This is a genomic window from Streptomyces sp. NPDC034670 (assembly GCF_055574875.1).
Genome location: NZ_JBVITR010000002.1, coordinates 120,349 through 142,293 on the forward strand (window position 1 = coordinate 120,349; position 21,945 = coordinate 142,293).

At 73.2% G+C, this 21,945-nt stretch carries 18 protein-coding genes; 8 read left to right on the forward strand and 10 right to left on the reverse strand.

Annotation, left to right across the window (positions count from 1 at the left end; translation table 11 throughout):
• Positions 1-142: 142 nt before the first annotated feature.
• On the forward strand, positions 143-814 hold the full coding sequence (locus ACZ56B_RS02040; protein WP_468785234.1) for a dienelactone hydrolase family protein: 672 nt from the start codon (positions 143-145) through the stop codon (positions 812-814).
• A gap of 344 nt (positions 815-1,158) precedes the next feature.
• Here ACZ56B_RS02040 and ACZ56B_RS02045 read toward each other — a convergent pair whose 3' ends face one another.
• The gene (locus tag ACZ56B_RS02045) at positions 1,159-1,854 is read right to left on the reverse strand and encodes a response regulator (protein ID WP_468785236.1); all 696 of its coding nucleotides are present in this window, start codon (positions 1,852-1,854) and stop codon (positions 1,159-1,161) included.
• A gap of 228 nt (positions 1,855-2,082) precedes the next feature.
• On the opposite strand from ACZ56B_RS02045, the gene ppdK reads away from it, so the two are divergent.
• Positions 2,083-4,770, forward strand: a complete 2,688-nt coding sequence (gene ppdK, locus ACZ56B_RS02050) for a pyruvate, phosphate dikinase (RefSeq protein WP_468785238.1) — start codon at positions 2,083-2,085, stop codon at positions 4,768-4,770.
• A 226-nt stretch (positions 4,771-4,996) separates the two neighbouring features.
• Here the strand turns inward: ppdK and ACZ56B_RS02055 are convergent, their stop codons facing one another.
• The 6 genes from ACZ56B_RS02055 to ACZ56B_RS02080 are packed head-to-tail and all read right to left on the reverse strand — an operon-like array spanning position 4,997 to position 11,781.
• The gene (locus ACZ56B_RS02055) at positions 4,997-6,757 is read right to left on the reverse strand and encodes a CocE/NonD family hydrolase (RefSeq protein WP_468785240.1); all 1,761 of its coding nucleotides are present in this window, start codon (positions 6,755-6,757) and stop codon (positions 4,997-4,999) included.
• An 18-nt stretch (positions 6,758-6,775) separates the two neighbouring features.
• Positions 6,776-7,714, reverse strand: coding sequence for an MBL fold metallo-hydrolase (locus tag ACZ56B_RS02060; RefSeq protein ID WP_468785242.1), 939 nt, complete (start codon positions 7,712-7,714; stop codon positions 6,776-6,778).
• 35 nt (positions 7,715-7,749) lie between these two features.
• Positions 7,750-8,673, reverse strand: coding sequence for an alpha/beta hydrolase (locus ACZ56B_RS02065; RefSeq protein ID WP_468785244.1), 924 nt, complete (start codon positions 8,671-8,673; stop codon positions 7,750-7,752).
• Between the two features lie 5 nt (positions 8,674-8,678).
• Entirely contained in the window at positions 8,679-9,791 is a 1,113-nt protein-coding gene (locus ACZ56B_RS02070; RefSeq protein ID WP_468785246.1) for an FAD-dependent oxidoreductase, read from the reverse strand.
• Between the two features lie 11 nt (positions 9,792-9,802).
• Entirely contained in the window at positions 9,803-10,756 is a 954-nt protein-coding gene (locus tag ACZ56B_RS02075) for a phosphotriesterase family protein (protein WP_468785248.1), read from the reverse strand.
• 50 nt (positions 10,757-10,806) lie between these two features.
• On the reverse strand, positions 10,807-11,781 hold the full coding sequence (locus tag ACZ56B_RS02080; RefSeq protein ID WP_468785250.1) for a phosphotriesterase family protein: 975 nt from the start codon (positions 11,779-11,781) through the stop codon (positions 10,807-10,809).
• A 535-nt stretch (positions 11,782-12,316) separates the two neighbouring features.
• Between ACZ56B_RS02080 and ACZ56B_RS02085 the strand changes: the two genes are divergently transcribed.
• The 4 genes from ACZ56B_RS02085 to ACZ56B_RS02100 are packed head-to-tail and all read left to right on the forward strand — an operon-like array spanning position 12,317 to position 15,747.
• Positions 12,317-13,489 (forward strand): cytochrome P450, encoded by a 1,173-nt coding sequence (locus ACZ56B_RS02085; RefSeq protein WP_468785252.1) that lies wholly within the window; start codon positions 12,317-12,319, stop codon positions 13,487-13,489.
• On the forward strand, positions 13,486-13,674 hold the full coding sequence (locus ACZ56B_RS02090; protein WP_468785254.1) for a ferredoxin: 189 nt from the start codon (positions 13,486-13,488) through the stop codon (positions 13,672-13,674). Before ACZ56B_RS02085 ends, ACZ56B_RS02090 begins: the two co-directional genes overlap by 4 nt.
• Positions 13,671-14,813 carry an NAD(P)/FAD-dependent oxidoreductase gene (locus ACZ56B_RS02095; RefSeq protein ID WP_468785256.1) on the forward strand — a complete coding sequence of 381 codons (1,143 nt, stop codon included), beginning with the start codon at positions 13,671-13,673 and terminating at the stop codon, positions 14,811-14,813. Before ACZ56B_RS02090 ends, ACZ56B_RS02095 begins: the two co-directional genes overlap by 4 nt.
• A 10-nt stretch (positions 14,814-14,823) precedes the next feature.
• Positions 14,824-15,747, forward strand: coding sequence for a LysR family transcriptional regulator (locus ACZ56B_RS02100; RefSeq protein ID WP_468785258.1), 924 nt, complete (start codon positions 14,824-14,826; stop codon positions 15,745-15,747).
• Between the two features lie 45 nt (positions 15,748-15,792).
• Here the strand turns inward: ACZ56B_RS02100 and ACZ56B_RS02105 are convergent, their stop codons facing one another.
• A complete protein-coding gene (locus tag ACZ56B_RS02105; protein WP_468785260.1) occupies positions 15,793-16,401 on the reverse strand; it encodes a TetR/AcrR family transcriptional regulator in 609 nt (202 codons plus the stop codon).
• A gap of 349 nt (positions 16,402-16,750) precedes the next feature.
• The gene (locus ACZ56B_RS02110) at positions 16,751-17,587 is read right to left on the reverse strand and encodes a hypothetical protein (RefSeq protein WP_468785262.1); all 837 of its coding nucleotides are present in this window, start codon (positions 17,585-17,587) and stop codon (positions 16,751-16,753) included.
• A gap of 190 nt (positions 17,588-17,777) precedes the next feature.
• Between ACZ56B_RS02110 and ACZ56B_RS02115 the strand changes: the two genes are divergently transcribed.
• Both ACZ56B_RS02115 and ACZ56B_RS02120 read left to right on the forward strand, forming a co-directional pair.
• Entirely contained in the window at positions 17,778-19,142 is a 1,365-nt protein-coding gene (locus ACZ56B_RS02115; protein WP_468785264.1) for an APC family permease, read from the forward strand.
• A gap of 444 nt (positions 19,143-19,586) precedes the next feature.
• Positions 19,587-20,498 (forward strand): SDR family oxidoreductase, encoded by a 912-nt coding sequence (locus tag ACZ56B_RS02120; protein WP_468785266.1) that lies wholly within the window; start codon positions 19,587-19,589, stop codon positions 20,496-20,498.
• 202 nt (positions 20,499-20,700) lie between these two features.
• On the opposite strand, the gene ACZ56B_RS02125 is transcribed toward ACZ56B_RS02120, so the two are convergent.
• Positions 20,701-21,573 (reverse strand): universal stress protein, encoded by an 873-nt coding sequence (locus ACZ56B_RS02125; RefSeq protein ID WP_468785268.1) that lies wholly within the window; start codon positions 21,571-21,573, stop codon positions 20,701-20,703.
• Positions 21,574-21,945 lie beyond the last annotated feature (372 nt).

The window sequence follows — 21,945 nt, forward strand, 5'->3', positions numbered from 1 at the left end:
CATCCCCGCGGTTCCGGCCCCAACACACCCCCCCCCCCCCCCCCGCAACCCCCCCCCCCCCCCCCCCCCCCCGTCCGGGTGGGAGGCCGCCGGGTCCGGGTACCCGGCCGGAGCGACGGACTTCCCCAGGAGGTGACGGCGCATGATCTCCGAGAGCGTGAGCGTTCCCTCGGGAGGGGCGGATCTGGCCGGTGACCTCGTGGTCCCGGCGGGGGCGCGCGGCGTGGTGGTGTTCGCGCACGGCAGCGGCAGCTCACGCCTCAGCCCCCGCAACCGCGCGGTCGCCGAAGCGCTGCGCCGGGCCGGGTTCGGCACGTTGCTGATGGACCTGCTGACCGGGGACGAGGAACGCCGGGACGCCGGGACCGCCGAGTACCGCTTCGACATCCCCCTGCTGGCCCGGCGGCTGGTGGACGCCGTCGACTGGCTCGGGCAACGGCCGGACACCGCGGACCTCCCGGCGGGCCTGTTCGGGGCGAGCACGGGCGCGGCCGCGGCGCTGGTGGCCGCGGCCGAGCGGCCGCGGCGGGTGTCCGCGGTCGTGTCGCGCGGCGGGCGGCCGGACCTGGCCGACGCGGTGCTCCCCCTGGTCACGGCCCCGGTCCTGCTCGTCGTCGGCGGCGACGACGGGACGGTGCTCGACCTCAACCACCGGGCGGCCGAAGCGCTCAGCGCGGAGCACGCCGTCCACGTGGTGCCGGGCGCCACCCACCTCTTCCCCGAGCCCGGCGCCCTGGAGCAGGTCGCCGAGGCCGCCGCCGACTGGTTCCGGGACCATCTGGGCGACGGCGCCAGGGGCCGGTCCTCGGCCTGAAGCCGCGTTCCGCGGGACCGGGTGCCTGCTCCGCCGTGACCGGCGCCCGCCGCACGAGCGCCGTGCCGCCGTCGCGGGGCCGCTCCGCTCCGGATCCCCCGCCCGGCTGCCGCGCCCGCTCGGCCCCGCGTTCCCGGTGGTCGCCGGGCACGTGGCCGGCCTCGCGGCGCCGGCCCCGGGCCGGGGCCGCCGGTGCCGACACGCACGCGCACCACGCCGTCGCCGTGCGGGCGGGCCCGGCCGCCGCGGCCGCGGGCCCCGGCATGCCGTGCGCCCGCCGACTGCCGAGCCGCCGGAACCGCCTCCGGGCGCCACCGGCCCGGCCCGCGCACGGGTGCGCGGCGTCAGCGGCCGCTGCGCCGCAGCCGGTCCCGGGCCTCGGTGGCGATCACGGCGGCCTGGATGCGGCGTTCCACGCCCAGCTTGGCCAGGATGCGGGAGATGTGGTTCTTCACCGTCTTCTCGGCCAGGTACAGCCGCCGGCCGATCTGCCGGTTGGTCAGCCCCTCCCCGATCAGCTCCAGGATCTCCCGCTCCCGGTCGGTCAGCCCCTCCAGCGCGTCCGGCTCCCCCTCTTCCTTCCGCTCGCCGCCGCGCAGCCGGGCCATCAGCCTGGCGGTGGCGCCCGGGTCGAGCAGCGACTGGCCCCGGGCCACCGTGCGCACGGCCGCGACCAGGTCGGAGCCCCGGATCTGCTTCAGCACGTAGCCGGACGCGCCCGCCATGACCGAGTCCAGCAGGGCCTCCTCGTCGTCGAACGACGTCAGCATCAGGCAGGCGAGGCCGGGCATGCCCGAGCGCAGCTCCCGGCACACGCTCACGCCGTCCCCGTCGGGCAGCCGGACGTCGAGGACGGCCACGTCGGGGCGCAGGGCGGGGACCCGGACGAGGGCCTGCTCGGCGGTGGCGGCCTCGCCGACCACGCTGATGTCCGGTTCGTCGTCCAGCAGGTCGTGCACCCCGCGCCGGACCACCTCGTGGTCGTCCAGCAGGAAGACCCGGACCGGATCGTCGGGGCCGGGCTGCTCGCCGTCCGCCATGGGATGCTCCTGTTCTCTGCGTGCCGGGTGCGCGCCGGTGGCCCATGATGGACCTCACCGGCCTCCCGTTCGAGATCCTTCCCGGTCCGGGGCCGGACGGCCAGGGCCGGTCGGCCCCTGTCCCCCCTCCCCCCCCATCACCGACGATCACCCGCTCGGGGCCGGCCGGGGCCCGCCGCCCACCGGGCGGCCTCCGCGCCGCCGCACAGAGCTGAGGAGTGCGACGTCATGGTCCGATACGTGTACGACTTCGCCGAGGGCGGCCGCGAGATGGCCGGCCTGCTCGGCGGCAAGGGCGCGAACCTGGCCGAGATGACCCGGCTGGGACTGCCCGTGCCGCCCGGCTTCACCGTCACCACCGAGGCCTGCCGCGCCTACCTGGCGACGGGCGTGGAGCCCGAGGGGCTGTCCCGGGAGGTCTCCCGCCACCTGACCGCCCTGGAGGAGACCGCCGGGCGGCGCCTGGGCCAGGCCGACGACCCGCTGCTGCTGTCCGTCCGCTCCGGGGCGCGGGTCTCCATGCCCGGGATGATGGAGACGGTCCTGGACATCGGCCTGAACGACGGCTCCGTGCCGGGACTGGCCGAGGTGTCGGGCAACGAGCGGTTCGCCTGGGACTCCTACCGCCGTCTGGTCCAGATGTTCGGCAGCACGGTCATGGGCGTCGACGCCGCCCTGTTCGAGGACGCCCTGACGCTGCTGAAGGAGGAGCGGGGCGCCCCGGACGACGTCCACCTGGACGCCGGCGACCTCGCCCGGCTCGTGGAGACGTACAAGGACCTGATCCGGCGCGAGACCGGCGAGTCCTTCCCCCAGTCCCCCGCCGAACAGCTGCAACGGGCGGTCCTGGCGGTGTTCGAGTCCTGGAACGGGGAGCGGGCGCGCCTGTACCGGCGGCGCGAGCACATCCCCGACGACCTCGGCACCGCGGTCACCGTGCAGCGCATGGTGTTCGGCAACCTCGGCCACGACTCCGGCAGCGGCGTGGCCTTCACCCGCGACCCGGCCACCGGGCGCCGGGGACTGTACGGCGACTACCTGCCCGACGCGCAGGGCGAGGACGTCGTCGCCGGGATCCGCAACACCGTGCCCCTGGCCGAGCTGGAGCGCCTGGACCCCGGGTCGTACCGGCGGCTGCTCGACCACATGGAGACCCTGGAGCGGCACTACCGCGACCTGTGCGACATCGAGTTCACCATCGAGCGCGGCACCCTGTGGATGCTGCAGACCCGGGTCGGCAAGCGCACCGCCGAGGCCGCGTTCACGCTCGCGACCGAGCTGGCGGACGAGGGGCTCATCACCTCGCGGGAGGGGCTGGGCCGGGTGAGCGGGGAGGAGCTCGCCCGGCTGATGTTCCCGCGGTTCGACACCTCCGCGACCGGCGACCCGCTCGCCCGCGGCATCCCGGCCTCGCCCGGTGCCGCGGTCGGCGCGGCGGTCTTCGACTCCGCCGAGGCGGTGCGGCGCGCCGGGGCCGGCGAGAAGGTCGTGCTCGTCCGGCAGGAGACCACCCCGGACGACCTGCCCGGCATGGTCGCCGCCCAGGCCGTGCTCACCAGCCGCGGCGGCAAGACCAGCCACGCGGCCGTCGTGGCCCGCGGCATGGGCAAGGTCTGCGTCTGCGGCGCCGAGGAGCTCGCCGTCGACACCGCGCGGCGGTGCTTCACCACCCGTGACGGCACCGTCGTCGAGGAGGGCACGGTCCTGTCCGTGGACGGCACCTCGGGCGCCGTGTACCCGGACTCCGTCCCGCTGGTGGACTCGGCGGTCATGCGGTACCTGGAGACGGGTGAGGCGGCCGAGGGCGTGGTCGCGTCGGTCGCCCGCGTCCTGCGCGCGGCCGACGGCGTCCGGCGGCTGGAGGTGCGGGCCAACGCCGACACCCCGGAGGACGCCGCGCGTGCCCGCCGGTTCGGCGCGCAGGGCATCGGCCTGTGCCGCACCGAGCACATGTTCCTCGGCGAGCGCCGCAAGCTGGTCGAGGAGATGATCCTCGCCCCCGACGACGCCACCCGTGACCGTGCCCTCGACGCCCTGCTCCCCCTGCAGCGCCGGGACTTCACCGGCATCCTGGAGGCGATGGACGGCCTGCCGGTCACCGTCCGGCTGCTCGACCCGCCGTTGCACGAGTTCCTGCCCGACCGCACCGGCCTGGCGGTGCGGATCGCCGCCGCCGAGGCCCGCGGCGAGCGGCCGGACCCGCACGAGGCCGCCCTGCTCGACGCCGTGAACCGGATGCACGAGGAGAACCCGATGCTCGGCCTGCGCGGGGTGCGCCTGGGCCTCGTGGTCCCGGGCCTGGTCGCAATGCAGGTGCGGGCCCTCGCCGAGGCGGTGGTGGAGCGGACCGGGGCCGGGGGCTCCCCGCGGGCCGAGATCATGGTGCCGCTGGTCGGCGCCGTCGAGGAGCTGCGCCTCGCCCGCGCTGAGGTCGAGCGCGTCCTGGCGGAGGTGTCCGAGGCGTCCGGCGTCCCGGTGACGTGCCCGGTCGGCACCATGATCGAGCTGCCCCGGGCGGCGCTGACGGCGGGCCGGATCGCCGGGGAGGCCGATTTCTTCTCCTTCGGCACCAACGACCTCACCCAGACCGCCTGGGGCTTCTCCCGCGACGACGTCGAGGCGGAGTTCTTCCCCGCCTACCTCGACAAGGGCGTCTTCCCCGCCTCCCCGTTCGAGACCCTCGACCGCGAGGGCGTCGGCCGGCTGGTCGGGATCGCCGTCGCCGAGGGCCGCGCCGCACGGCCGGACCTGAAGATCGGCGTCTGCGGCGAGCACGGCGGCGACCCGGACTCCGTCCACTTCTTCCACGGCGCGGGACTGGACTACGTCTCCTGCTCGCCGTTCCGCGTCCCGGTGGCCCGGCTGGAGGCCGGACGGGCCGCGCTGGCGGAGGCCGGGGACGGTGACGGCCGGTGACGGGGGCGCCCGGCCCCGGGAGGGGCGCTGGGTGAAGGCGGCGCCGTCCCGCGCCGGGCCGCCGTGGTACGGCCCGGCCGTCCCCGCCGCCCTCCGGCGGGAGGACTCCCGCACAGGCCGAGTCCTCCCGCGCTCCCCTTCCCCCGGGGTCCGCACAACGCCGGGGAAGGGGCGAGGCCGGCCGCCGGAGGGGACGGCGGTCCCCGGCGGCGTGGTGAGGGCCGTGTCAGGAGCCGCCGGGCCGCTCCCCCGCGTGAGCGCGCGCGGAGCCCGTGGCCGTCGTGAACGGCAGCACGAGCCGCGAGGGGTGCGCGGCGTCGCGGTAGATCTTGTGGGTGACGGGGCGGCCCACCGGCAGGTGGAAGGCGTCCGGCGGCAGCAGCGCGTTGTGCGCGTCGGCCAGCGGCTCGTCGTTCGACAGCTCCACCACCATGCGGTGACCGGGCAGGAACGTGGCGGCGAACGGGTAGAGCCGCAGCACGTACTCCTCGATCCTCCCGGGCTCCACCGGCACCGCGCGGGTGTGCGGGTGGTAGGGGTTGCCCTCGGTGGTGCGCTCCTCGTCGAGCTCGCGGTGGGAGGCCTTGAGGTAACCGGTGGTGATCAGCTGCCGCTTGCCGCCGGGGGCCTCGTCCCACAGGCGCAGGATGAAGTTGGTGTCGTCCTGGTCGATCTCGGCGAACAGGTGCGCCGCGCCGGTGCCGATCAGCTCGGTGGGCTCCTCGAACGGCTCGGTGCGCCAGTCCAGCACCTCCACCTTGTCGGTGACGGTGAGCGGCGCCTGGTAGAAGCCGTCGGGGGCGGCGTGCTCGGCGCCCATGAGCTCGGGCTCGAAGGAGAGCGTGCGCCGCGGGCGCAGGTAGAGCGACCTGTACGCGATCTCCTTCGGCGGCCACTGCCCGGCGGTGACCACCTCGCGCGAGCCCTCCACGAAGACGCTCACGGACGGCTCGTCCATGATGCCGTTGTCGATGCCCTTGAGCCAGTACTCGTACCAGCGGAACATCTTGTCGTGCTCCTCGATCCAGGGGCGCGACTGCATGGGCGGGTAGGAGCCGATGTCCAGCTTCTTGGGGCCCTTCAGGACGTCGAACAGCTCGATGTGGCCGTCCACGGTCCAGCCCCGGCCCTGGTCGATCTGCAGGTAGACCGGGATGTCGATGTTCCGGGCCAGGTTGATCGGGTTGCGCTCCTCGTACCAGTCGCCGTCGAGGGGGTTCATCACGATGTCGAACCAGAACTCGCGGTTCTTCGGGTACTTGAGCACGTGGACGAGGTTCGGCCAGGCCGCCACGTCCGGGTCCTTCAGCCGCTCGTCGACGAGTTTCCTCAGCTCCTCGGGCGAGTACACCTCCTGCATGCGGGACTTCACGTCGGTGTGCGCGATGCCGGAGTCGCCGCCGCGGCCCTCGCGGGCGGCGCGCGGCATGAACCACATGACGCCGCCGTGGTAGGTGGTCTCGTAGAAGTCGTAGTGGCCGCCGCTGACGAAGATCGCCTTGAGGTGCGGGGGACGCTCGGCGGCGGCGAGCACCTGCATGGAGCCGAAGTACGAGATGCCGATCATGCCGACATTGCCGTCGCACCACGGCTGGGCCGCGACCCACTCGACGAGGTCGTGGAGGTCCTGTCCCTGGGGGACGCCGCCGAAGTTGTAGTTGCCGATCATGACGCCGCCGGAGTCGCCGGTCCCGCGCATGTCACCGATGACGTGGACGTAGCCCTCCTGGACGACGCGGGCGATGTCGCCCGCCTCGATGCAGCCGTCCCACATCGGGCTGGGGCGGCGCTGCGGCGGCGTGGTGAGGGCGAGGGCCTGCAGTTCCTTGCCGTAGGCGCTCATCGCGACCAGGGCCGGCCGCGGTGTGTCGTCCTGGCCGTGGTAGGCGTCCACGGCGAGTTCGACGCCGTCGCGCATCGGCACCCGGAGGTCCTTGCGGACGGCGATCGTCTGCGCGCCCGCCCGGATCGTACGAAGGTCAGTCATGACTGCGAAGCTCCTGTGTTACACGTTCTGGTTGCGCGTGCGGTAGCCGTGCATCGAGGTGAAGAACGGCGACGGCTCGAGGGTGGGGTCGCCGGTGTAGCCGAGCTCCTCGGCCACGGGGGCGAACGGGGAGTACGGCGACTCCGTCTCCCGCGGACCGGCCTCCAGGCAGCGGCGGGCGGCCGCGGCGACGCGGCCCTCGACGGCGAGGCTCTGGTCGATGGCCTCCCGCGCCTGTGCCGCGTCGAGTTCGACGCCGTACGGCGTGCCGTCGGCGCGGCGGTACGGGTGCCCGAGGTACAGGTGACGCGGGCGGACCTCGTCGCGCAGGTACTCCAGGCTGGTGCGGTAGGCGGCCGGGTCGGTGTAGCCGGGGAAGCCGTTGGCGGCCCCGTGGACCTGCACGGCGTCGCCGACGAACACCGACCGCTGCCCGTCGACGACGTAGGCGACCGATCCGGGCGTGTGGCCCGGGACCGAGTGCACCGAGACGGTGACGCCGCCGCCGAGGGACAGGGTCTCACCGCCCCCGACCAGCAGGGCGGGCTCCATCTCGCCGGAGATGACGGCGTCCGCGGCCGCCGTCACCTTCGCCTCCCCTTCCGGATCACCCAGGTACCGGCCCCGTCCGGCGAGGTACTCCTCCACGTGCGCCCGGCGCGAGCGGAGCATCGGCGCGTCGGCCTCGTGGATCACCACCCGGGCGCGCCGGCCGGTGAGCTCCCACAGGGCGTGCGCCCCGCCGACGTGGTCGATGTGACCGTGGGTCAGCAGGATCCAGCGCACGTCCTCGATGCGGCGCCCGATCGCCTCGAGCGCGGGAGCCATCCCCTCGGCGGGCGAGGAGGCGATGCCGGTGTCCACGACGGCCGGCTCGGGTGCGTCGATGAAGAAGCTGTACAGACCGAACCGGCCCCATGGCGAGACCAGGGGATGGACGTCGACTGCGTGCGTCATGGCCCTCTTTCTGAGCTGGTGCCTGGGTGGCCGGGTCAGTGCCGGCCGAGGAAGTCGCGCGTCTCGGCGAAGACCTCCCGGTACTCCGGGATCCAGGAGAAGTTCTGGACGAACCCGTGGTTGGCGCCTTCGTACCGGCTCACCGTCGCCTCCACGCCGGCCTCCCGCAGCCGCCGGCCGTAGAGTTCGCCCTCGTCGCGCATCGGGTCGTACTCCGCGGTGACGACGAGGGCCGGCGGCAGCCCGCTGAGGTCCTCCCGCTTGATCGGCGACACGCGCGGGTCCGCGGGGTCGGCGCCGCTGTCGAGGTAGAAGGCGTTGAAGGGCTTCAGCCCCGCCGTCTCCAGGCCGTAGCCCTCGGCGTTCTCCCGCAGCGAGGCGTAGCGGCCTGTGTCGAAGTCCAGGTCGAGCGAGGGGTAGTAGAGGATCTGGTGGGTGATCCGGTCGAAGCCCTCGTCGTGCGCCCGGGCGGCGACCGCGGCGACGAAGTTGCCGCCGGAGCTGTCACCGGCGAGGGCGAGGGTCGTGCCGTCCCAGGCCAGGCTCTCGCCCTGCTCGGCGACCCACCGCACGACCGCGTGGCAGTCGTCGAGGCCGGCCGGGAAGGCGGCCTCGGGCGCCAGGCGGTAGCCGACGGAGACGACCTTGAGCCCGGTCTCCTTCGCCAGCGAGCGCGCGACGTGGTCGTGCGTCTCCAGGCTGCCGAGGAAGAACGCGCCGCCGTGGAAGTAGACGAGCACGCCGTGGCGGTCGGCCTCGTCCGGCGTGTAGATCCGCACCGGGACCTCGCCCGAAGCGGTCCGCGCCGTGACGTCCTCGACGGCGTGCAGCGGCAGGCGCTCCTCCAGGGGGGCGACGTGCGCCTCGTCCGCGGCGCGCAGGGCGACCGGGTCGAGCGGTCCCTCGGGCGGGGCGGGCAGGCTCGCGATGAACTCGGCGATCTCGGGGTGCAGGGGCATGGGGGTCACTCCTTCGACGCGTCGGCGGGCTTCTGGCCGGGGAAGACCTCGTCGATCTCGTCCTCGCTCCAGCCCTGGCGCGAGATGCGCTGCAGTTCGTCGGTCACCGGCTTGCGGGTGGCCTGGTACAGGGCCAGTGCCTCCTTCAGGGAGTCCGCGTCCCGCAGGGCGTCGGCGAGCGCGCCGGCGTCCTCGATGGCCGAGTTGGCGCCCTGGCCCTGGTGGTGCAGCATCGAGTGGGCCGCGTCGCCCACGAGAACGACGGAGTCCGAGTGCCAGGTGTCGACCGGGTCGATGTCGTAGACCGCGCGGACGTTCACGGTGTCCATGTCGAGGTCGCGCGTGATGTCCACGAGGCGCTCGTCGAAGCCCTCCACGGTCCTCAGCATGTCGTCCTTCGTGACCTGCGGGTTCCAGGTGCTGTCCGGGCACAGGGCGGTGATGTCGAACGACACCTGGCCCCGATGGCGCAGCGGCAGCAGGTAGACCTTCGTGCCCCTGCCGATGTACATCCGGAGGTTGTCGTCGACGACCATGCCGTGGGCGGCGTCGACGGGGATGACCGCGCGGTAGGCGTGCTCGCCCGAGAACACCGGGCCCTGCTCGCTGAAGAGCTGTCCCCGCACCACCGACTTGATGCCGTCGGCGCCGACGACCAGGTCGGCCTCGACGGTCCTGCCGCCCGCGAAGGTCAGGACGGAGCTGTCGCCCTTGTCCTGGACGGTCTCCAGCTTGTGGCCGAGGTGCACCATGCCCTCGGGGAGCACGCCCAGCAGCGCTTCGATGAAGTCGCCGCGGTGGATCAGGTGGGTGCGGGTCTGCTCGCCGTCGGCCGGCCACGCCTCTTTCATGATCGGGTCGCCGGTGGCGGTGAGGATCTCGAAATACTCGCTCGGTGAGCTCACCTTCGCGATCGCGTCGAAGATCCCCCACTGGCGGAACCGGTTCATGGTGGCGGGCCGCAGACCGATGCCGGCGCCGACCTCCCGGATCCGGTTCGCCTGCTCGTAGACGTCGACCTGGGCGCCGAGCAGGCTGAGGGCCTTGGCCGCCGCCGCGCCGCCGTACCCCGCTCCGACGATGGCGATCTTCAGGTTCTTCAGGTCCGAGGTCTGCATGGTGGTTCTCTCTACTTCTGGAGGGTGAGGAAGTCGGCCGGGTTGTCGACGAAGATCGTCTTGATCGCGGCCTCGTCGAGGCCGGCGGCGCGGAGGTCGGGGATGAGGTCCTCGAAGAGGTAGTTGACCGTGTGGCCCTTGACGCCCGGCCAGCCCAGCGGGCTGCAGTTGGCGTCGGCGGAGGCGAGGACCTGCTTGATCCGGCCGTCGCCGATGAACCGCAGGAAGTGGTCCAGCCGCTCCTGGCGGGGGCGGGCCCAGAACGGCGGGTCCGGCAGTTCGGTCTCGTAGCCGAAGGTGTCGAAGCCGATGCGGCCGCCCTGCTCGGCGATCCAGACGTCGCGCGTCTTGTCGGCGTTCACGCCGTCGTCGACGTGCCCGAACAGGACGCGGTCCAGGGGGAGGCCCTCTTCGTCGAAGATCGCGATCGCGTTCTCGGCGTCGATCGCGAGGTGGGTCAGGATCGGCACGCCCGTGGAGAGCGCGGCGCGGGCCGCGGCGCGGTAGATGCGCTTGTCCAGGTCCGTCATGCGGCCGCCGCGGCTCACGCCGACCTTGATGACGCCGGCGAGGCTGCCGGTGTCGCCGATGCCGACGGTGATCTCGTGGACGAACTGCCGGGTCAGGTAGTCGACGTCGGCCTTGGCGAAGTGGTACAGGGCGGTGTCGCCGCCGACGAAGCCGGTGCAGGCGACGATGTGCACGCCGGTCTTCGCGGACAGCGACTTGTAGTAGTCGACGTCACGGCCGTTGCAGATCCCGGTGGCGTCGACGAAGGTGCCGCCGCCGTACTCGTGGAACCCGCGCAGCTTCGGGACGGTCTCCTCGTACCGCTGCTCGGGGGTCTTCCACCACTTCGTGTCCAGCTCGGAGCCGGGCATGCCGTACCCGATGTGCTCGTGGACGGCCACGAGTCCCAGCTCCTCGGCCGGGATCGGCCCCAGGACCGTGTTCACTCTCGACACAACACTCACCTTTGAGTAAGGAAACTTGCTGATCGTTCGCGTCGGCGCGCTCAGCGCACCGACAGCAGGTCGCGCGGGTTGTCCACGAGGATCCGCCGCACGTCCTCCTCGCCGAGCCCCCGCTCCTTCAGGAGCGGGACGAAGGCGGTCAGGACGTGGCTGTAGGGGAGGTCGTTGCCGGTGTGGCCCTTCGCCACCCCGGTCGCGCTGCTCGAGAGCAGGATCCGGTGGCCGAAGCCGCCCCGTACGAGGTCGGCGACCAGGGCCGCGCGCTCGGCGTCGGTGAGGTGGGCCTCGTCCTGTGTGCCCACGTGGTCGAGCACGACGTAGGCGCCGCGGCGGGCGGTCCCCAGGGGCGCGCCGGCGGCGACGGCGTCCTTGCGGTCGAGCCCGCCGACGGCGACGCGGTCGGCGGGCAGCTTCTCGTCCAGGACGACGTCGAGGTCGTGGACGGCGTCGCCGCCGTAGCGGAGGGAGACCGCGACGCCGGTGCTCAGGGCGGCCCGGGCCGCGCCGCGGAACAGGCTCTCGTCGGTGGCGGTCATGCCTCCGGGGGTCGCGACGGTGGCCACCAGACCGGCGGCGCCGCGGCGCTCCACGCGGGGGACGACCATGCCCTCGGTGACTTCCGCGGCGAAGAGGCCGGCGAACTTCTCGGCCGGCCACGGGGTCGGCGGGTTGGTCTGCGGCGTGAGGAAGTAGCCGCCGAGCTTCTCCTCCGGGCCCTGGCCCGTGGAGGCGACGATGTGCACGCCGGTCGTGCGGGCGAGGGTCTCGTACAGCCGGACGTCGCGGCCGTGGAACATGCCCGTGCTGTCGACGATCGTGCCGCCGCCGTGGGCACGGAAGTCCTTCAGCTTCGCGGCGAGCGTCTCGAAGATCTCGGCGCGGTCGAGGGTGACGTCGTAGGCGTGCTCCGCGCCCGGGACCACCGACAGCAGCGCCTCGTGGACCGCCACGACGCCCAGTTCTCCCGCCGGCACCGGACCCAGAACGGTGTTCACCGTATTGCTCTTGACGCTCATGCCTGCCTCACGTGTCCAGGGTGGGGTGTGCGGCACCCCGTGGCTGCGGTCACGGTAGCCACTCGGTTTACATACCGTCAATGAAATGAACACCAAGAAAAAATAATTACCGAGAGTGAAGGAGTGTTCCGGCCCGGACGGCCGGTCACCCTTCGCCCCGTCCGGGCGACCGGGACTCGTCGCCGCCCTGAGCTGCTCGAAGCACGCACCCCGAAGGGCGCACACGCACCACGAGAAGCCCACCGGGACGATGGATCCGTCACCGAACGTAGCGAGCGCGGCCGCTCCCCCGAACACCCGGCGCTCCCCCTCCCCGGCCGCGACGGACCGGTTCGTGAGTGCTTGAGAGGATCATGGGGGAATGACGGGAAGACGCCGAGTGCGGGTGCGGGAGAACGTCGTCCGCTGCCCGTCGGCCGGCGCGCCGGACGCGTCGGACGCGTCGGACAGCGGGTCCGGAACATGAACGCCGTGCATGAGACATCATGTAAATCATTCACTTGATGGATGTGGGGTCGACTACTTCACTGGGGGCATGAGCACCCCACCCACCTCCGACATCGACCTCTTCGCCGACGAGGTCCTGCTCGACCCCTACCCCGTCCACGCCGAACTGCGGGAGCGGGGCAGCGTCGTCCACCTGCGGAAGAACGACGTCTACGCGCTGACGCGGTACGACACCGTCCGCGACGCGCTCGCGGACTGGGAGTCGTTCTCCTCGACCTCGATCGCGTTCAACCCGATGGCCAACGAGGCGCTCACCGGTACCTCGCTCGCGTCGGACCCGCCGGTGCACACCCGGCTGCGCGCCACGCTCACCGAGAACCTCTCACCGCGTGCGCTGCGCGGCCTGAAGGGGCGGATCGAGGCGAAGGCGGACGCGCTCGTCGCGGAACTCGCCGAGAAGGGCTCCTTCGAGGCGATCGACGCCCTCGCCCGGGCGTTCCCGCTGGAGGTCGTCGCGGACCTGATCGGCTTCACGGGCCACGTGCGCGACAACATGCTGCGCTGGGGGCAGGCGGCCATGCAGGTCCTCGGCCCGTTGAACCAGCGCACGGCCGAGAACTTCCCCATCGCCGGCGAACTCTACGCCTGGTGCTCCCAGGTCGGGGCCGAGGACCTGGCCGAGGGCTCCGTGGGCCGCGGCATCTTCGACGCCGAGGCGCGGGGGGCCGTCCCGCCGGGCACGGCGGGCCACATCATCCACCAGTACCTCGGCGCCGGCGTCGACACCACCATCGCGGCGATCGGCAACATCGTCGCCCTCTTCGCCGAGCACCCCGACCAGCTCGCCCTGGTCCGCGCGAACCCCTCGCTGGTGCCCGCGGCGTTCAACGAGGTGCTGCGCTTCTGGCCGCCCATCACCACCTGGGGCCGGCGCGCCACCAGGGACGTCGACATCGACGGGACCGTCGTCCCCGCAGGCGCGCAGATCGCGCTCCTGCTCGGCGCCGGCAACCGCGACCCGCGGCACTACGAGAACCCGGACGCCTTCCTCGTCGAGCGCAACCCGGTCGACCACCTGTCGTTCGGTTACGGCCCCCACGGCTGCGCGGGCCAGGGACTCGCCCGCCTGGAGGCCCACGCGGTGATCGACGCGCTGTCCCGGCGCGTCGAACGCCTCGTCGTCGGACCCGAGGTCCGCGTTCCCGGCAACACCACCCGGAGCATCGAGAAGCTCCCCGTCCTGGAGGTGATCCCCGCATGAGGATCGTTCTCGACCGCCCCCGCTGCGAGGGCCACGGCCTGTGCGAGGAGGCCGCCCCGCAGCTCATGCACCTCGACGACGACGGCGAGCTCGTCCTCGACCGCGAGGAGGTCGAGGGGGCCGACGCGGCCCTGGCGAACGCCGCCGCCCGCGTGTGCCCGGTCGCGGCGCTGAGGGTCGTATGAGCGGCGGCACGATGGACCGCGTGGTCGTCGTCGGCAACGGGATCGCCGGACTCACCGCGGCCGACACGCTCCGCGAGGCCGGCTTCGACGGCGAGCTGACCGTCGTCGGCGACGAACCGCACCCGGCGTACAGCCGCCCGGCCCTGTCGAAGGCGGTCCTGCTCGACGGCGACGACATGACGTCGCACGAGCTCCCGCCCACCGGTCACGGGGCGAAGGAGCTGCTGGGCGTCCGGGCGACCGGGCTCGACCTCGACCGCCGGCTCGTCACCCTCGACGACGGCACGGCTCTGCCGTACGACCGTCTCGTCCTCGCCACCGGCTCCCGGGCGCGGCGGTTGTCCGACCTCCCCGAGGAGATCACCCTGCGCGGACTCGACGACGCACTGTCCCTGCGCGAGCGGCTGGCGAGCCGGCCCTCGGTCGTCGTGGTGGGCGCAGGCCCGCTCGGCATGGAGATCGCCTCGGGGTGCCTGGCCGCCGGCTGCCGGGTCACCCTGGTCTCCCAGGGGCCGCCGCTGCTCCTCCAGCTCGGCCCCTACCTCGCCGGCGTCTTCGTCAAGGCCGCGCTGGACCGGGGGCTCACCCTCGTCGAGACCGAGGCGGCACGGTTCGAACGGCGTGCCGGGGACGCCCGGGTCGTCCTCGACGACGGGACGGTCCTCGAGGCGGAACTCCTCCTGAGCTCCGTCGGCGACGTGCCCAACACGGAGTGGCTCGCGGACACGGGACTCGTGGCGAAGGGCGCCGTCCCGGCCGACTCGCGAGGGCTCGTGCGCCCCGAGGTCGCCGCCGTCGGCGACCTCGCGGCCTTCCCCACCCCTCAGGGCCTGCGCCGCATCCCCCTGTGGAGCAGTGCCGTCGAGCAGGCGAAGGTCGCGGCGAGGGCCCTGGTCCACGGCGACGACGCGCCGCCGCTCCGGTTCCAGCCGTACTTCTGGACCGAGCAGTTCGGACTGAGCCTGAAGGCGGTGGGCCACCTGCCGCTGGACGGGGAGCCGGCGTACGCCGACGGGGAGCCCGGCGGCGGACCGGCGCTGATGCGCTGGTCGCACGCCGACGGCACCGGCACGGCCGTGGCGCTCAACTACCGGGTCCCCATCCCCCGTCTGCGCCGCATGACCCGGGCGGCCCCGTAGGGTTGGCCCCATGGAGCACGACGGAGAGGGCACCGCGGGGTCGAGGCTGGACCGGCTGGCGTCGGTCAACCTCAACCTGCTGGTGCCCCTCCTCGCGCTCCTCGAGGAGCGTTCGGTGACCAGGGCGGCGGAGCGGGTCGGCCTGTCGCAGCCGGCGATGAGCCACGCCCTCACGCGGATGCGGCGGCTGCTGGGCGACGACCTCGTCGTCCGCCAGGGAGCGGGCGTGACGCTGACCCCCCGCGCGATGGAGCTGATCGCGCCGCTGCGCAGCGCCCTGCAGCAGACGGCGCGCATCGTGGACTTCCCCTGCTTCGACCCCGCCACGGACCGGCGCGTCATCACGATCGCCATGACCAACAGCACGGCGTTCGTCATCGGCCCCCGTCTGACGCGGCTCGTCGCCGAGCGCGCCCCGCACGCCACCCTGCGCCTGCGGACGATCACGGTGCCGACCGAGGCCACCTTCACCGACCAGGGCGTCGACGTCGTGCTGATCTCCGAGGGGCACTTCTCGCCGCACCCGCGCGAGCGGCTGTACAACGACCGCTGCGTGGTGGTGGCCTCACCGGACACCCCGCCGGAGGCCGGCGCGCTCGACCTCCTCACCACGCAGCCGCACGTCGTCGTCGACACCGACCGGCGCGTCTTCCCGTACTCGGTGCTCGAGGAGAAGGGCGTCCCCTACCGCGTCGGCCAGCTGAGCTCCGACTTCCTGCTGGTGCCCTTCCTGGTCGCACGCGCGGGCGGCGTCGCCCTCCTGCGCTACCAGGTGGCCGCCACCATGCGGACCCTCGCGGACCTGCGGATCGAGGAGTTCCCCTTCCCGCTCCCCGGGCTCGGGATCGACATCGTCTGGAATCCCCGGCTGGCCGACCAGTACTTCGTCGAGTGGCTCCGCGCGCTGCTGTTCGACGCCGCGTCGCGGCTCTGACACCGGCACCGCCCGCCTGCCTGCCGGGCCGCCCGGCCGACCGGGTCAGGTCAGCAGCCCCACCCAGCTGGCGCCGAGCTCGTCGAGCATCTGGTCACGCGTGAGCCTCCAGTCCGCCCGGTCCCAGTGCTGGGCGACGAAGTCGAGCTGGGCCATCGCGAGGACGCCCCGGAAGCGGCGCTGGTGGGGCTCGAAGCGCCCCGCCGCCGTCAGTCCGTCCTCGATGTCGCTGATGGCCTCCTCCAGCCACCGCTCCACCAGGTCGGTGAGTTCCGGGTCGATCACCGCGGCGTCCCGGCCGATGCGGATGATCGGCCGGACGACCGGCCAGTTGTCGGCGGTCCGCCGCAGCCACGCCATGATCGCCTCCGGCGTCCCCTCGGTGACCGTGGCGACGAGGTCCTGTGCCGTGGAGCCGTGCTCGGCGGAGCGGACGCGCTGCAGCGCCTCGTTGAGCCGTTCGTCGATGAGCGCCTTCATCAGTTCGCTGCGGGAGGAGAAGTACGCGTAGAAGGTGACGCGCGTGGTGCCCGCCGCGGTCGCGATGTCGTCGACCGTGGTGGCGGCGTACCCCTTCGCCTTGAAGAGATCGAGTCCCGACTCCAGCAGCAGACGGCGCGTCATCTGCTTCTGCGCCTCACGAAGGTTCGCCATGGTCGGATCCTAAGGCGCCGCCGCGACCGGTCGTGCACCCCGGCTCCGGACATGACACATCGTGCCGGGACTTGACCCCCGGTGAAGGGGCGGGCGTCGTTCACACGGTTCCCGGCGGCCGGGTCCCGGCGCCGAGCGTGTTCGCCAGCCCGTACCGGACCCGCACGTCCCGGTACGTCACGCCGGCCCCGACCGGGCCGGGCAGGTTCGTCCTCGTGCTCGACGTGGTCGAGTGCGTGCCGGGACTTCCGCTGAAGCGGACGTCCACGTCCGGCCCTTCGCGGAAACGGAGCCGGTCGGCCGACACGGTGGAGGTGAACGCGATGTCCGCGCGCCGGGGCCCGGGCCTTCAGGGAGGGCGGTCCTCGTCCCGCGCCCCCTGCTCCCGCACGCGCCTCACCTTGCGGCGGGGCTCCTCGGCGGACCGTCGCGCGGGGCCCTCACCGGCTTCGGCGGACCGTCGCGCGGGCGCGGAAGCCCGGCGTCCGGGCTTCCGCGCCGCACGGCCGGCCGCGTCCCCGGTCCGTTCCGCGAGTCCTTCGACCGCCTCGTCCGTGTCGTCGCCCAGCCGCCCGACCGCCCCGCCGGCGCCTCGCCCGGTCTCCTCGACCGCCCCGCCGGCGCCTCGCCCCGCCTCCTCGACCGCGGTTCCGGCGCCGCGCCCCGCCTCCTCGACCGCGGCCCCGGCGCCGCGTCCCGCCTCCTCGACCGCCCCGCCGGCGCCGCGTCCGACCTCGTCGAGCGTACGGCCCGCTCCGGCCCCCACCTCGCGTGCGGCGGTCCCGATGCCCGAGGTCACGTCCTTGATGATGTCCGGATTGCGGTCGACGGTCGTCAGAACCCTCCCGATGACCTCCGCGACGTTGTCCAGACGCACCTTCAGCAGCGCCCGGGCCTCCACGCCCTTGATGTCGAGGTGGACGGCTCCCAGCTCCACGTCGGCCCCCACGTTCAGCCGGAGCAGGTCGAGGACCTCCGCCCGGAGCGACACCCTGGCCCGCAGGTCCTCCACGTCCAGGGCGATCTCGTCCACCTTCAGCAGCGGGACGTCCAGGAGGACGTCCGGCTCCGCGGACCGCGCGTCGACGGGTTCCCCTCCGACGTCGTCGGCCTCCTCGGCGTAGGCGTCGGCCTCGGTGTCGTGGGCGTCGACCTCGCCGTCCTGGGCTTCGGCCTCGTCGTCCATGTCGCTCCCCGGAACGCGCAGGTGAGGTGATTTTTCCGATCTTTTCACCATCTGCGCGGGGTCGCCACCGGTCGCGGTGAGGTGTGATGGACGCACGTACCCCCGATCGCACCACACCCAGGCATCACTCACCGGCCCGCCGGGCAGGCAAGACATCGTTCGGCGCGGAACACCCCCAGGGGGAGCCCTCGTGTCCATCACCGGAAGAGACGCCGGCGCCTCGCCGGAGCGAGAGGACGGCACTCCGCTGCGGCGCGTCCTCGGCACCAGGCTGCTGATCCTCTTCGTGATCGGCGACATCCTCGGCACCGGCATCTACGCCGCCACCGGTCAGGTCGCCGGCAAGATCGGCGGGGCCCTGTGGCTGCCGTTCGTCATCGGGTTCGTCGTGGCCCTCCTGACGGCCGCCTCGTACGTCGAGCTCGTGGGCAAGTACCCGCGGGCGGCCGGTGCCGCGCTCTACACCCAGAAGGCGTTCCAGGTCCCGTTCCTCACCTTCATCATCGCCTTCATGGTCATGTGCTCGGGTCTCTCCTCGGCCAGTGCGGCGGCCCGCGCCTTCAGCGGCGACTACTTCTCCGAGTTCACCGACCTCTTCCCGCCCACCCTCGTCGCGATCCTGTTCATCCTCGCCCTGGCGGCCCTGAACCTGCGGGGCGTGTCGGAATCCGTGAAGACCAACGTGGTCCTCACCCTGGTCGAGCTGACCGGCCTGCTCGTCATCCTCGCGATCGGCGCCTGGGCGGTGCTGAGCGGTGACGGTGAGCCCTCCCGGCTCGGCGAGTTCCAGGCGGAGGGCACCGGTTACGCGCTGATCACCAGCGTCCTGGGGGCGACGGCCCTCGGCTTCTTCGCCTTCGTGGGCTTCGAGGACTCGGTCAACATGGCCGAGGAGACCAAGGATCCGGTGCGGACGTTCCCGCGCGCCATCTTCACCGGCGTCGCCGTCACCGGAACCCTCTACATCCTGGTCGCCCTGGTCTCCTCACTGCTCGTCGACTACCGCGTGCTGGAGGGCTCCAGCGGCCCGCTGCTGGAGGTGGTGAAGGCCGGCGGCATCGACTTCCCGCCCAAGCTGTTCGCGCTGATCGCCCTGTTCGCGGTCACCAACTCGGCTCTGATCAACATCATGATGGCGTCCCGCCTCTGCTACGGCATGGCCAACGAACGCATCCTGCCCCGCGTCATGGGGCGCGTCCTGCCCGGGCGCCGCACCCCGGTCGCGGGCATCGTCTTCGTCACCCTCCTCGCCATCGGCCTGGTCTCCACCGGGGAGATCGCCGGCCTCGGCGACACCACGGCCTTCCTGCTGCTGTGCGTCTTCGCCGTCGTCAACATCGCCGTGCTCGTGCTGCGCCGCGACCGCGTCGCACACGAGCACTTCCGCACACCGACCGCCCTGCCGGTGCTCGGCGCGATCACCGCCCTGATCCTGGCCAGCCCGCTGTCCGAACGGTCCGTGGACGTCTACATCAGGGCGGGTGTGCTGCTGGTCATCGGCATCGCGCTGTGGCTGCTCAACAAGATCGTGCTGAAGGCGCGCGGCGAGGCGTGAGCCACTCCCTGTCCCGTCTGTCCGGTCTGCCCGGTCTGCTCGGTCTGCTCGGTCTGCTCGGTGGATCGCACACGAACGGCCCTCCCCGTGGCACTCGACTTCCTTCACCACGACAACCGTTGCTCGTCGGCGCGGGCTCTCCCCCCGGCGGTGGCGCGCACCCGCGGCGCGTCCCGCGCCGGTCCGGCGACCGAGGAAGAACCGTGGCGGACCGCGAAGGAACCGTGGCGGACCGCGAAGGAACCGTGGCGGACCGCGAAGGAACCGTGGCGGACCGCGAAGGAACCGTGGCGGACCGCGGAAGAGCCGTCATGAGCGGAAGAACCGTCACGAAGGGGACCACACTCGTGCTTTCGTCTCGTTTTCCCGCGAGCCGCAAGGGCACCTGACCGCAGGCGGCCGGGGAAACCGGACCGCGCCGCAGACGTCAGGAGGTTCTCACCCATGCAGGACGACGGCCGCTTCCCGGGCGGCGAACCGCAGGTGCTCTCCGAGCCCCGCCCGCCCTATCCCGAGCAGCGCCAGCGACACCCGGGGCACGAGAAGGACATGGAGCCGAGGCCCCGTTACCTGGCGAAGCGCTACCGCGCGGCCGGCAAGCTCCGCGGCAGGGTCGCGCTGATCACCGGCGGGGACTCGGGCATCGGCCGCGCGGTGGCGGTGCTGTACGCGCGCGAAGGCGCCGACGTCGCCCTCGCGTACCTGCCCGAGGAGCAGGAGGACGCGGAGGAGACCCGCCGCGCGGTGGAGGCCGAGGGGCGCAGGTGCCTGCTGCTCCCCGGCGAGCTGGACGAGGCGTCGTTCTGCCGCGAGGCGGTCGAGCGGACCGTGCGGGAACTGGGCGGCCTGAACATCCTGGTGAACAACGCGGCTCACCTGAACAGCCAGACGGACCTGTCGCAGCTCAGCTTCGAGGACTGGGACCGGTCCTTCCGGGTGAACGTGTACGCCTACTTCCACCTGGTGCAGGCCGCCCGCCCGCACCTGGAGGCGGGTGACGCGATCATCGCGACCGCCTCGGAGGAGGCGCTCAAGGGCAGCAACACCATGATCGACTACGCGGCCGCCAAGGCCGCCCTGGTCAACTTCACCAAGTCGATCGCCCCGCACCTGGCCAAGGACGGCATCCGCGCGAACGTGGTCGCCCCCGGGCCCACCTGGACCGTACTCAACGTCGCCGACCAGAACATGCCCCAGGACGGCCTGGCCCGACTCGGCAGCGAGGGCCCGCTCGGGCGCGTGGCCCAACCGGAGGAGATCGCACCGACCTACGTGTACCTGGCCTCCGACGCGGACTCCAGCTACACCGTGGGCGAGGTCATCGCCGTCACCGGCGGACTCACCGACACCCGCTGACCCCGGCCGGCGAAGCCGGACGGACCACCCCCGCGCGGGGCCGCCCGGCGGGGACCGGCGCACCGGTCCCCGCCGGCGCTTGCCGCGGGACGCGGCGGCCCCGGGCCTCGGGCGAACCACGGGGGCCCGTGCACCCGCCGACGACGCCGCCGGTCGCACGGGCCGCGGGGCGGGCCCCGGCGCGGGGCTCACCCCCGGTTGTTCAGTGGTGGGGCACGACGGCCACGGGGCAGTCCACCCGGTGGATCACGGCGTGGGTGACCGGGCCGGTGCGCGGCACCCTCGGGCGGTCGGTGAGCCGGTTCCCGACGACCAGCAGCTCCGCTCCGGACGCCGCCTCCACCAGGGCGTCCGCGGGCTTGCCCTCCCGCACGGTGTGCAGGACGCCTACCCCGGGGTACTCGTCGCGCCACGCCTGGAGCACGGCGGAGAGGAAACCCAGCCACTCCTCGGCCCGCTGCGGGTCGCTCGCCAGGCGGACCTCGCCGGGGCCCAGAGTGAGCGGGTCGGGCGCGCGCCAGGTGTGCAGGGCCCTCAGCCGCGCCCGGCGCAGGCGGGCCGCCTCGAAGGCGAACTCGATCACCTCGTCGCACGGTTCCGTGACGTCGATCCCGAGGACCACGTCCCGCCGACCGGTGCTCTCCCCGCCGCCCCCGGCCGTGTCGGTCCGCACGAGGACGACGGGGCGCGTGGCCTTCGCCACGACGCCGAGCGCCACCGAACCCACCAGCAGTCCGGCGATGCGGCCCAGTCCGCGCGAGCCCAGCACCAGCAGGCCGGCGTCGGCCGCCGCTCCCACCAGGGCGGCGGTCGCCGGGCCCTCGACCTGCTCGTCGTGGAGCGACACGTCGGGGCACGCGGCACGGACGTGTTCCCCCGCCTCCCGCAGGAGGCGTTGTGCCAGGAGCCGCTCGGCCGCGTGCGCGGTGCCCGCTTCGTCCTGGCCCGGGTGCCAGTTGCGCGCGTGCAGCAGTCGCAGGGCCCGTCCGCGGCGCACGGCCTCGTGGGCCGCCCACGCGGCGGCCGCCAGGCTCTCGGCGGAACCGTCGACACCGGCGACGACGGGTGACACCACGACACGCACCTCCCGAACGGGCCTTCCTCCCCCGTCACCGGCGCCGCCCCGGCGGCGGCGCGTGCGCGGGAACCACCAGATGCTCGTCACGAGGCCGTCGGGCCCGCGTCCGGGAACGACGGACGGGACGGCCGCTCCGGCACCACCGGGAAGCCAGTCTTCCCCGGACGCACGCCGACCGCACGGTCAGGCAGCCGAATGCCCGCCGGCGGACGGCCCGGCGGACGGAAGGGCGGACGGTCGGGCACGCCGAGTGCCGGTGCGCTCACCGGACGGCCCGGTCGGCCCATCGATCCACAAGGTCCGATGTGACCTGCGATATACCCTTTGCCGCCCGCCTGTGCGTAGCCTGGCCGACTGTTCTCGCTGTTC